At 70.9% G+C, this 10,810-nt stretch carries 10 protein-coding genes and 1 riboswitch; of the genes, 2 read left to right on the top strand and 8 right to left on the bottom strand.

The annotated features are described in order from the left end of the window. Positions 1 to 422: 422 nt before the first annotated feature. From JWP60_RS16215 to JWP60_RS16180, 8 genes are all read right to left on the bottom strand, one after another. Positions 423 to 2,081 carry an alkaline phosphatase family protein gene (locus JWP60_RS16215; protein WP_299793497.1) on the bottom strand — a complete coding sequence of 553 codons (1,659 nt, stop codon included), beginning with the start codon at positions 2,079 to 2,081 and terminating at the stop codon, positions 423 to 425. 10 nt (positions 2,082 to 2,091) lie between these two features. Further along, complete coding sequence (locus tag JWP60_RS16210; RefSeq protein WP_299793494.1) at positions 2,092 to 2,736, bottom strand: methyltransferase domain-containing protein; 645 nt, start codon at positions 2,734 to 2,736, stop codon at positions 2,092 to 2,094. 15 nt (positions 2,737 to 2,751) lie between these two features. Next, entirely contained in the window at positions 2,752 to 3,189 is a 438-nt protein-coding gene (locus JWP60_RS16205) for a universal stress protein (protein WP_299793491.1), read from the bottom strand. 112 nt (positions 3,190 to 3,301) lie between these two features. Next, the gene (locus JWP60_RS16200) at positions 3,302 to 4,753 is read right to left on the bottom strand and encodes a cobyric acid synthase (RefSeq protein ID WP_299793489.1); all 1,452 of its coding nucleotides are present in this window, start codon (positions 4,751 to 4,753) and stop codon (positions 3,302 to 3,304) included. After that, positions 4,750 to 5,523, bottom strand: coding sequence for an ABC transporter ATP-binding protein (locus tag JWP60_RS16195; protein ID WP_299793486.1), 774 nt, complete (start codon positions 5,521 to 5,523; stop codon positions 4,750 to 4,752). Before JWP60_RS16195 ends, JWP60_RS16200 begins: the two co-directional genes overlap by 4 nt. Then, the gene (locus tag JWP60_RS16190) at positions 5,520 to 6,506 is read right to left on the bottom strand and encodes an iron ABC transporter permease (protein ID WP_299793483.1); all 987 of its coding nucleotides are present in this window, start codon (positions 6,504 to 6,506) and stop codon (positions 5,520 to 5,522) included. The genes JWP60_RS16195 and JWP60_RS16190 overlap by 4 nt, the downstream gene beginning before the upstream one ends. Then, complete coding sequence (locus JWP60_RS16185) at positions 6,503 to 7,393, bottom strand: helical backbone metal receptor (RefSeq protein ID WP_299793480.1); 891 nt, start codon at positions 7,391 to 7,393, stop codon at positions 6,503 to 6,505. The genes JWP60_RS16190 and JWP60_RS16185 overlap by 4 nt, the downstream gene beginning before the upstream one ends. Before the next feature lie 9 nt (positions 7,394 to 7,402). Next, complete coding sequence (locus tag JWP60_RS16180; RefSeq protein WP_299793477.1) at positions 7,403 to 9,373, bottom strand: TonB-dependent receptor; 1,971 nt, start codon at positions 9,371 to 9,373, stop codon at positions 7,403 to 7,405. Positions 9,374 to 9,447: 74 nt separating this feature from the next. Continuing rightward, positions 9,448 to 9,716, bottom strand: a riboswitch (cobalamin riboswitch). 34 nt (positions 9,717 to 9,750) lie between these two features. Between JWP60_RS16180 and JWP60_RS16175 the strand changes: the two genes are divergently transcribed. Beyond that, positions 9,751 to 9,963 carry a cell division protein ZapB gene (locus tag JWP60_RS16175; protein ID WP_299793474.1) on the top strand — a complete coding sequence of 71 codons (213 nt, stop codon included), beginning with the start codon at positions 9,751 to 9,753 and terminating at the stop codon, positions 9,961 to 9,963. Then, complete coding sequence (locus JWP60_RS16170) at positions 9,960 to 10,316, top strand: cell division protein ZapA (RefSeq protein ID WP_299793471.1); 357 nt, start codon at positions 9,960 to 9,962, stop codon at positions 10,314 to 10,316. The genes JWP60_RS16175 and JWP60_RS16170 overlap by 4 nt, the downstream gene beginning before the upstream one ends. Positions 10,317 to 10,810: the final 494 nt, after the last annotated feature.

Raw genomic sequence — 10,810 nt, 5'->3', positions numbered from 1 at the left:
CGCCGGCACGGGCGCCGGCAGCGCCGGGAGCACCGCCCGCGGTGGCGGGCTGTGCGGGCCGCGTGAGGTCCCAGGCCAGCCAGGCCAGGCCGGCCGCGACCAGCAGTGCGATCACGGTACCGATGAGGGAAGCACGCCGACTCAGCTTGCGTCGCGGCGGGCTCGCGGCGATGGGCAGGCGGTCGGGATTACGAGGTTCGCCAGGGGGCAAAGGCGGGTTGGTGGGCATCAATGTCCTTCTTGTTCCGCGTAGCGCGGGGCAAGTTCAGCAGGCGCAGAGCGTGCGTGCCAGCGACTCAACCAGTCGCCAGTGCCGGACCCGACCCTTTGTAGGCGCTCTTCTGCTGTGCTCGGCTGCGCGCTCAGTTTGTTCCCGATCCGTAACGAACACATGTTCGCCATGTTGCGGGCATGTGAAGTTGCTAGGGTGGAGAGATCGGCAAGGGCTTTCCTTCACTCAGCGATGGGGTGGCGACGCCGAGCAGAGCGGCGACCGTGGGTGCGAGGTCGGACATCTGCACCGGCGCCTCCCGCTGGCCGGGACGCACCCAGGCCGGGCCCCACAGCAGCAGCGGCACGTGCGTGTCGTCTTCGTACGGCGAGCCGTGCGTGGCGGCGGTGGTGCCGAACATCCATTTCGGTTTCTGCACGTACTGGACGTCGCCCGAGACTTCCGGGTGCCAAGTGTTGCGCATCATATCGAACAGCGGCGCGCCGGCGCGACTGCCGCTGGCCAGTTCGCGCCGGGTGTACGCGCTGGCGATGCCCGGCTGCGCGAGCAAGGCGGTGCGGGCGGCGTCGGCCACGGCATCGAAATCCAGCGCGCGCGCGGCGATCTGCGCGCGGTCCAGCACCAGGGCGGAAGCCGACGCCGTCGTCACCAGCCGCGGCGCGCCGAAGCGCTGGGCCAGCGCGCCGTTCACCGCCGCCAGCAGCTGGCTGCCGTTGATGCGGCCGGCGTCGAGTCCGCGTTCGCGGCTCAACTCCGGCGCGGGCGTGAAGCCGTGGTCCGCCGTCAGCACCGCGACGTAATGATCGCGGCCGACGGTGCGATCGAGGTCGGCGAAAAAATCCTGCAGCAGGCGGTCGAGGCGCAGCAGGTGGTCCTGCGACATGCGCGACTCGGCGCTCCAGCGATGGTTGACGTAATCGTGGCCCGAGAGGCTGATCGCCAGGATGTCGGGCACGTCGTCCGTCCCCAGTCCCTCGCCGACGATCGCCGCGCGGGCGAAGTCGAGCGTGAGCGTGTCGGCGAACGGGCTGGCCAGCAAGGCGGCGTAGTAGTCGGGCCCAGGCGCGCTGTCACCGGCGGCCCCCAGCATCATCGGCAGCTCGCCGCCCTTGGGCCCGAACCAGGGCTGCCGGTCGGGCACGGAACGCGCATAGGCGGCCTCGGGCAGCAACGGCTGCCACTGGGTGTGGAACCAGCGGTCGGCGTGCCGTGCCGCGTTGAAGGCCTCGACCCAGTCCGGGTGCCGCTGCATGTAGTAGCTGCTGGAGACGAAGCGGCCGCTGCCGCCCATGTACATATAGGCGGTGCCCGCGTGCCCTGCCGGCATGATCGCGCCGCGGTCCTTGCCCGAGATCGCGATCACCTTGGAGCGCGGATCGACCCGCCGCAGCACGTCCCCGACGCTCTCGGCCATCAGCTTGCGCGGACTGGTGCCGTCGAGAGGCTCGGTCGGCTGGCCGATGTAGTGCTCGGCGGGATCGGCCGCGCAATAGGTCGGCTTGCCCGACGCCAGGTCCACCCACTCGTTGCCGATGATCCCGCTGCGATGTGGATAGGCGCCGGTCAGCAGCGTCGCGTGGCCGGCGCAGGTGACGGTGAAGGCGTAGCCGTAATGCGCCTGGGTGAAGTCGGCGCCGCCATCGAGGAAGCGCGCGAAGCCGTCGGGCCCGAACTGGTCGCGCAGGCCGGTGACCTGCCGCACCGGCAGCCCGTCGACCACGAACAGCACGAGCAGCCGTGGCCGGGCGGGCGGCGGCGGCGGCGCGGTCGGCGTGGCACAGGCCGCCAGCATGAGCACGAGGGAAAGCAGCAGCGCCGCGCGCCGCCCGGGAGATGCCGGAAAGATCATGCGCCGGAGGTTACCCGACCCGGCCCTGCGCGAGGTAGATCCCCGGCCAGAACATCGGCCGGACCTCGAAGGACTGCAGCCGCTTCGCCAGCAGGGTCCAGGGCTGCTCCAGGCCTGCGAGCGAGCTGACCGAATACAGCGCGGCGCCCAGCACGAACAGATTGGCCGGCAGCAGCCAGAAGGGCGCCCACTGCAGGCCGCAGGCCACCACGTGCGCGCCCGGCCGCAAGTGCGCCAGCACGTGATCCAGCGCCGCGGCATCGCGCAGCACGTCATGCGTGAAGTGGAACAGCGCTGCGTCGGCGCCCTGCGGCAGCAGCGCCGACGCGGCTGCCGCCTGCAACAGCTCGACGCCCTGCCAGCCTTGCCGCCGCGCGCGCTCGCGGGCCAGCGCCAGCATCTCGGGGGAGGGATCGACGCCCACCACGCGGCCGTGCGGTGCAAGCCGGCGCAGCAGCGGCTCGAAACTGAGCCCCGTGCCGCAACCGATGTCGAACACGGTGCCGCCCGCCGGCACATCCAGCAGCGCGATGGCCTCGCGGCGCATCGGCTCGAAGGGCATCAGCTCCAGGTCGTAACGCGCTGCGCGCCGCCGGTACTGCGCCAGCGAGACGGAATCGTCGGGCCGCCGGTCGCGGCCTGGTGGGAAGGGCATGGCGCCCGGCGGGGATCAGGGAGTGATCACCACGAGCACGCTGCAGGGCGCGTGCTCGATCAGTGCGCCGGAGATCGAGCCGCGCCACCAGCGAGCGGCCCAGCTGTCGAGGTGCTTGTGGCCGACGACGATCAGCGTGGCCTGGATCTTCCGGGCGTACTTGCCGATCTCGTCGATCGCCTCGCCAGTGACCACTTCGCCGCGGGCCGTGAAGCCGGCCGCGTTCAGGCGCTGCAGGCCGTCCTCCAGCACGCCACGGTATTTGCGCTTTTCGCGCTCCTCGAGTTCGACGTCGTAGACGCCGCCTTCCAGGCCGACGAAGCTCATGGCCGATGGCATCACCGCGACCAGGTGCAGCTCGGACTGGCTCCACTGCGCGATCTCGCGGCAATCGAGCAGCGCCTTCTGTCCGGCCTCGGAGCCGTCATACGCCAACAGGATCTTCTTGTACATGGAACGCCCCCCAAGACCGTGCCGCGGCACTGCGCCGCTGCTGTCCTAGTATGGCAAGCATTGCGCGGCTTGGGGAAGTGGCCGGCCCCCCGGCCTTTCCCCTAGGAACTCGCTAGCACGCGATCAAACCGGGCAGCACGCCGGTGGCGAAGTGGCGATCGACCACATCGGCCAGCCTGTCGAACACGGTCTCCAGCGTGGGCGCGGCCGCGCCGAACAGCGCCTGCAGCACCGCGGGGTCCTCGAACAGGCCGTGCAGGTACACGCCCAGCACGTTGCCCTGCGCGTTCTGCCAGCCCAGCGAACCCGCCAGCGCAATGCGCGCTGGCGCCATCCCGGCGTGCTGGATGCTGTGGCCCTGGTGGATCTCGTAGCCGGTGACACCGCGGCCCGAGAGCGCGTCCCAGGGCGCGGCGAGCTCCTCGAAAACCAGGGTGGTGCGCCGCACGGTCTTGTGGGGCGCGAACTGCGTCGCCAGCGGCAGCAGGCCGAGGCCAGGTCCGTTGCCGGCGAGGTCGTCGGGATCGACCAGCGCCTCGCCCAGCATCTGCAGCCCGCCGCAGATGCCCAGCACGCGGCCGCCGCCCTGCGCGAAGTCGGCGACCGCACGGGCCAATCCTTGCACGCGCAACCATTGCAGGTCGGCCATCGTGTTCTTGGAGCCCGGCAGGACGATCCAGTCGGCGCCGGCCAGTTGCGCCGGACTGCGCACCCAGCGCAGGTGCACGCCGGGCAGATTCGCGAGCGGCTGGAACTCGTCGAGGTTGCTGATGCGCGGATAGGCGATCACCGCGATCGTCAGGCGTGCCGCGCCGTTGCCGGCTGCCTGATCGAACAGGCCGTCTTCCTGCGGCAGCCCGTGCTGCCAGACCATCGGCAAGGTCGCTACGACTGGCACGCCCGCCAGCCGTTCGAGCTCCTGCGGTCCGGGGTCGAGCAGCGCCGGGTCGCCGCGAAAGCGATTGAGCACGAAGCCGTGCAGCAGTGCCCGCTGCGCGGGCGGCAGCAGCGCCCAGGTTCCGTACAGGTGGGCAAAGGCGCCGCCACGGTCGATGTCGGTCACCAGCAGGCAACGGGCCTGCGCGTGCTGCGCCACCCGCAGGTTGACGAAGTCGCAGTCGTGCAGGTTGATCTCCGCCGGCGAGCCGGCGCCTTCGATCACCACCAGGTCGTTCTCCGCGCGCAGGCTGTCCAGGGCCGCAGCGACGGTGGGCCACAGGTGCGCACTCCGCTCGCGCCAGGGCAATGCGGTGACCGCGGCGTCGACCTGCCCCATCACCACCACCTGGCTGTGCGTATCGGCTTCGGGCTTGAGCAGCACCGGGTTCATGCGCACGTCGGGCTCGCGCCGCGCCGCCAGCGCCTGGAAGTACTGCGCGCTGCCGATCTCACCCGCCCTGCCCTGCGCATCGGCGACGACGCGGGCGTTGTTCGACATGTTCTGCGCCTTGAACGGCGCCACGCGCAGGCCCTGGCGCGCATACCAGCGACACAAGGCGGTCGCGAGCCAGCTCTTGCCGGCGCCGCTGGAAGTCCCCCAGACCATGATGCAGCGTGCGTTCACGGAGCCTCCACCGGCAATGCGACCCAGCGGCCGGCCACCGCATGCACCGCGACGCGCTGCTGGAACACGGCTTCGAGGGCGCGATGCGTCGCCGGGTCGGCGGTCGGGCCGTGATGGGCGACGCGGCCGTCCTGCAGCAGCAGCAGGTCGTCGGCCTGCAGGGCGAGCGCGATTTCGTGCAGCACGCTCACGGCCGTGCCGCCGCGCGCCACGTGCCGGCGCACGATGGCCAGCCAGTCGGCCTGGTGCGGCGGGTCGAGGTGCGAGAGCGGTTCGTCCATCAGCAGCAAGGGTGCGCCCACCGCCAGCGCCCGCGCCAGCAGCACGCGCTGCCGCTCGCCGCCGGAGAGGCTGCCCAGCGGGCGGTCGCGCCAGTCCCAGCTTTGCGTTTCCTGCATAGCGCCGTGCACGGCCGCGCGGTCGGCCTCGTCGGGCAGGCCGAGCCAGTCCTGGTGCGGCAGGCGTCCGAGCATCACCACGTCGTGCGCCAGCAGGTCCTCGGCGCCCGACTCGGCCTGTCCCAGCCAGGCGATGGCGCGGGCGCGTTCGCGGGCCGGCCAGTCCGCGGCGGGACGTCCCAGCAGGGCAATCCGGCCCTGCGCCGGAAGCAATTGTGCCAATGCTTTCAGCAGCGTGGTCTTGCCGGCGCCATTCGGCCCGGCGATGGCGGTCCAGCGGCCGGCCGCCAGCGCCAGGTCTATGCCATGCAGGACCTCGCGGCCATCGAGGCTCACGCGCAGCGCGTCGCATTGCAAGGCGACGCCGCTCATACGCGCCTGCGCTGCAGCAGGGCCAGCAGGTAGACGCCACCGAGCACCGCCGTGAGTGCGCCGACCGGCAACTCGCGGGGCGCGAGCAGCCAGCGCGCGAGGATATCCGCCGCCAGCAGCAACACGCCACCCGCGAGGGCGGAGAGCGGCAGCAGCCAGCGGTGCGTAGGCTGGGCGAGCGCGCGCACGAGGTGCGGCGCCACCAGGCCGATGAAGGAGACCAGTCCGACCTGCGCCACGGCGGCGCCCGTCGCCAGCGCCATCACGGCGACCAGCAGGAGTCGCACCGGCCCGAGCGCCACGCCCAGGCTGGCCGCGGTCGTCTCGCCCAGGGCTAGGGCATCCAGCGCGCGGCTGGCGACGATCGCGATGGCCGTCGCGACTGCGAGCACGGCGCCCAGCAGCGCCGCACTACCCCAGCCGAGGAAGCCGGTGGTCCCGAGCAGGAAGGCCTGCATGGTGCGCAGCAGCTCCGGCTGCAGGAACAGCAGCAGTGCGGCGGCGGCGCCGAACACCATGCCCACGATCACGCCAGCCAGCAGCAGCCGCAGCGTGTGCTGCACGCCGCGGGCCAGCACCAGCGTGATCGCCACGGCGGCCAGTGCACCGAGAAAGGCCGCGCCGGTCTGGCCCAGGCGCGCGGCCCAGCCCGCGGCGGCCGGAGCAGCGCCCGCGAGCACCAGCAGCAGCGCCACCGCGAAGGCGGCGCCGGTGGCGCTTCCGAGCAGGTAGGGATCGGCCAGCGGATTGCGGAACAGGCCATGCGCCACGGCGCCCGCCAGTCCGAGCAAGCCACCGGCGGCCCAGGCACCCAGCGTGCGCGGCAGCCGGATCTCCCAGAGGATGGTGAGACCGGCACCGGTTTGGTCGAGCCAGGGCTCCCAGCCGGCACTGCCGATGGCGATGCCCAGGGCCAGCAGGCCAGCGCTGGCCGCCAGCAGCCAGAGCGCGAGGGTGGCCGGCGTGGCGCGCTGCGTGCTCATGGCCATCGACCTTGCAGGCACTGCGCCAGCAGGGCAGCGGCTTCTGCGAGGCGGGGGCCGGCGCGCATCAGCACGTCGTCCTGCTGCGGCGTCAGGCCGCAGATCCGCCCTTGCCGAACGGCGGCGATGCGTTGCCAGCCAGGCCGCGCGCGCAGGGCCGCCAGCTCGCCGCGCGCGACCACGATCACCTGTGGATCGGCCCGCACCACGAATTCGGGATTGAGCTTGGGAAAGGGGCCGAGCGCCGCCGGCACCACATTGGCGGCGCCCAGGCGCTGCAGCAGCTCGCCGATGAAGGAGGCGGCACCGGCCGCATACGGCGCACTGCCGACCTCTACGTACACGCGGGTGCCGCGGCGATCGGGCGGCAGGCTGCGCGCGGCATCGTCCACACCTTGGGCGATGCGCTGCCACTGCGCGTCGGCATCGCCCGCGGCGAGCAGCGGCCCGAGCACGCGCAGCACCCGTTGCACGTCGCCCAGCGTGCGCGGCTCCAGCGCCACGACCGGAAGACCGAGCGCGACCAGCCGCGGCAGCGCGCGCGACGAAGTCGGCGCCAGCACGAGGTCCGGCCGCAGTTCGACGATGCTTTCGACCCGGGCGTCCTCCAGCCCGCCGACATGCGGCAGGCGCTGCACCTGTTGCGGCCAGGTGGAGAAATCGTCGACGCCGACCAGCCGCGTGCAGGCCTGCAGCACGCACACGGTCTCGGTCAGCGAAGGCAGCAGCGACACGATGCGTTGCGGCGGCCGCGCGAAGCTGCGCGTCACGCCGCGGTCGTCGATCACCTGCACCGCGGCATGCGCGCCGGTTGCCAGCAGCAGCAGCGCCAGCGACAGGCGCCGCAGCACATCGGCGACGGGCGCAAGCCGCGGAACGGGGATCATCCAGCTTCCTCAGAACTGCAGGCGCACCGAAGCGGTGAACTGCCGGCCCGGCTCGGGGAACACGGACGTGGCCTGCGCGCCGTCGCAGGCAAAGGCCTGCGTGAAGTACTGGCGGTTGAACAGGTTGGTCACGCCCAGGGCGAGCTCCGCCTGCGGATGGAACTGCCAGGCATAGCGGGCATCGGCCGTGAAGTAGGCAGGCATGCGGCAGGTGTTCTCGAAGTCCGGATGCTGCGACGATACCCAGTTCAGGCCACCGCTCAGGCGCTGCCCGGGTTGCAGCGTCCAGTCTGCCCGGACCGCCGCGGTGCGCCGCGGCACCAGCGGCACGTCGTTGCCAGCGTAAGGGCCGGAGCGGAAGCGCGCCTGGCGGTAGGCCAGATTGGCCCGCACGAGCAGCGCCGCATTGAGCGTGTGCGACCAGTCCAGCTCGGCGCCCTGGCGCCGGGTCGGGTCGAAGTTGACATTGGCGCCGTTGAAACCGAACAGGCTGCTCGGGCCGACGGCGTTGGGATCGAAGCCGATCTCGTTGCGCAGGTCGCTGCGATACAGGCGCGCCTCGAGCTTGCCCTTGGCGTAGTGCCAGCGCGTGCCCAGTTCGAAGTCGCGCGAGGTCTGCGGCAGCAGCGACACCCCGGGCGTGGTGAAGTTGAATTCGTCGACGTTGGCCAGCCGGAAGCTGCGGCCCGCGCGCGCATAGCCGGTCCAGCCGGCGCCAAGGGCCTGGCTCAAGCCCAGCTCCCAGGCATTCACCCGATCGGCCAGCGCCGCCGGCGGATCCACCTGGTTGTCCTTGCGGATCGTCTCGGTGCGGCCGCCCAGCGAGATGCGCGTGCCGGCCGGCAGCACCACGTCGTCCTTGAGGTAGAAGCCGGTGGAGTGCATGGCGGCCGGTCCGCCGAACTGGCCCAGCACGTCGCGCCGCCAGGCATTGACGTCACTGCCGGCCACGAAGATGTTGCGCACGTCGCCGATGGCGGCCTCGCGGCGCGCGCGCAAGGCATAGGTGTCGGCGTCGACGTCGAAATCGAAGGGGAAGGAGCCCGACGCCGTGACGTTGACGCTGCGCAGCCGCTTCTCGCGGTGGCCGGCGTCGAACGCCAGTTCCCAGCCGGCGAGATCGGCGCGCGCGAACACCGAGGCGAGGTCGTTGCGCACGTTCACATGGTCCTGCGGATGCGTCGACTGGCGCGGATCGGCCGCGAACTGCGCGGCGGTCAGCGCGCCCGGCAGGCCGGCATCGAGTTCATCGTGCGAGAGGCGCGCGCCCAGGCGCAGCCACTCGTTGCTCCACTGCGCGCCAAGCGCTTCGGCCTGGGTGTCGGATGCGGAGTTCACGCGATAGCCGTCGGTGCTGCGTTTCTGCGCGTCGGCCTGCAGGCTCAGGCCGCTGGCAAAGCTGGCGGTGCCGCTGGCGCGCAGGTCACGCAGCCCATGCGAGCCGGCGGCGCCATACACCGTGCCGCCGGTGGGCTGCTGGCGGCCGGCTCCGGCCTTGGTGGTGATGACGATCACGCCGCCGGTGGCGCCCTCGCCATAGAGCACGGCGCCGCTGCCGCGCAGCACCTCGATGCGCTCCACGGAATCGACCGGGATCACCGCGATGCGCGCGGCGCTGGTATCGGCCTCGCTCAGGCGCACGCCGTCGAGGATCACGACCTGGTTGTTGTCGGCGGTGGCGCCAAAGCCACGCAGGTCCAGCGTGGCGTCGCCGCCGTTCAACAGGTCCTGGCGCGCCGGCACGCCGAGGATGCGGGCGATCGCATCGGGCACGCTCGTGGCGCCGCTGGCGCGAATCGCGTCGGCGTCGATCACGCTGACGCCCAGCGGGAGCGAGGCCTCGTCCTCGGAGAAGCGGGTGGCGGTGACGCGGGTTTCGGCCAGCGTCGGCACGGACTGGCCAAAGGCACAGGGGGTGGAAAGAAAAGCGGCGGCCAGCAGGCAGGACAGCGCACGCGGTGAAAGCTCGATACGGTTCATGATGAAAAGCAGGATGCAAGCCCGCGCCGGGTTCCCCGCCGGCGCATTGGGCGATCACGACCGCCCGCCTTGCAGCGTGCGGCCACCGTGTTGGCCGGTATCCGGGCTGGCGGAAAAACTTCCATCGCCTTCCCAGGGCCGCTGTTTCAGGCGGCCCCAGTGGCTTGCGATGATGGAAGCGGCACGCCCCGACAAGAAAAGTCGAAACGCACCTCCGCTTACCGTTGCGGGGGCAGCGCAGGTTGGCCCGGTGCGCGCTTGACGCGCGGCGCGAGGCGCCCTGCTTCCCGTTGAACTGCGGCATGCGAACCACACCGCGAGCACCAACGGCCGCGATTCTAGAGCGGTTGTATTCGCAATTCCCTACAATTCAACGCATGGCCAGTGGCTCCCCCATCGACCCCCTCGTCGAACGCGTCGAGCGTCTGCTCGTTCGCTACGAGGAGCTGCAGCGCACCAACGCGCTGCTCACCGAGCAGGTCGAACTCCTCACGCACGAACGCGATTCGCTCAAGTCGCGGCTGTCGGCCGCCCGCGCGCGCGTCGACGCGCTGCTCGAACGCCTGCCGGATCTCAATACCCCCGCATGAAGCAGCTCGAAGTGCAGATCATGGGCCAGAGCTACCTGCTCGGATGCCCGGAAGGCGGCGAGCAGCGGCTGCTCGATGCGGTGGCCAAGGTCGATAACGCGATGTGCCGCATCCGCGATGCCGGCAAGGTGAAGGCGCGCGAGCGCATCGCCGTGCTGGCCGCCCTCAATCTCGCCTTCGATGCCGAGAAGACGACGACGACGACGGCGCCGCAGCCGCCGTTGCACGCCAACGGCTTCGCGCAACCCGATGCCACGCTCACCGGCGTGCGCAGCATCACCGACGACGTGCGGCTCGCGCAGATGATGATGCGCCTGGACCAGGCGCTGGGCGAGGACGGCCGCCTGCTCTGAATGGGGTGGCCGCACGCGCGCCGCGCGTGACAGCTTGCACAGTTCAGCTTGGTCGCCGCGTGTCAAGTCCGGAATACTTACATGGCTTCGCGCAGGGATTGCGCCAGCGGCCGCTTTTGCGTCCTAGAATGGATTCGTCTGCAGTGTGTATCGGGCTTTATATTTCCTTGAACCAATGCTCATTGAGCAAGGGCTTGGAACATCGCCTGGTGAGCGTGATCGTCTCGCGTAGATGAACCCAACACCAGCGCTGACCTCGCCCACCTGAACCCTGGTTCAGGATGCGGGTCCGGTGCCACTCGCAGACACCCATTCGATCACTTGCAAAAGTCGCACGCGACTTTTGCAAGTGGCTAGTCAGTGTGACGAAGCCGGGCAAAGCCCGGCTTCGTCACATGAGGGACCGCGCTGCATGCTATTCCGCGCGGTCCACGGGCCGCGGTGCGGAACGGTGGGCCGGGGTTTGCCACAATGCGGCCCTGCCCTCACCACAA

The organism is Ramlibacter sp., assembly GCF_028291745.1.
In the GTDB taxonomy this organism is placed as follows: domain Bacteria; phylum Pseudomonadota; class Gammaproteobacteria; order Burkholderiales; family Burkholderiaceae_C; genus Ramlibacter.
Note: the sequence above shows the minus strand (reverse complement) of the source record. Positions and strands in the feature narration are given on the sequence as shown.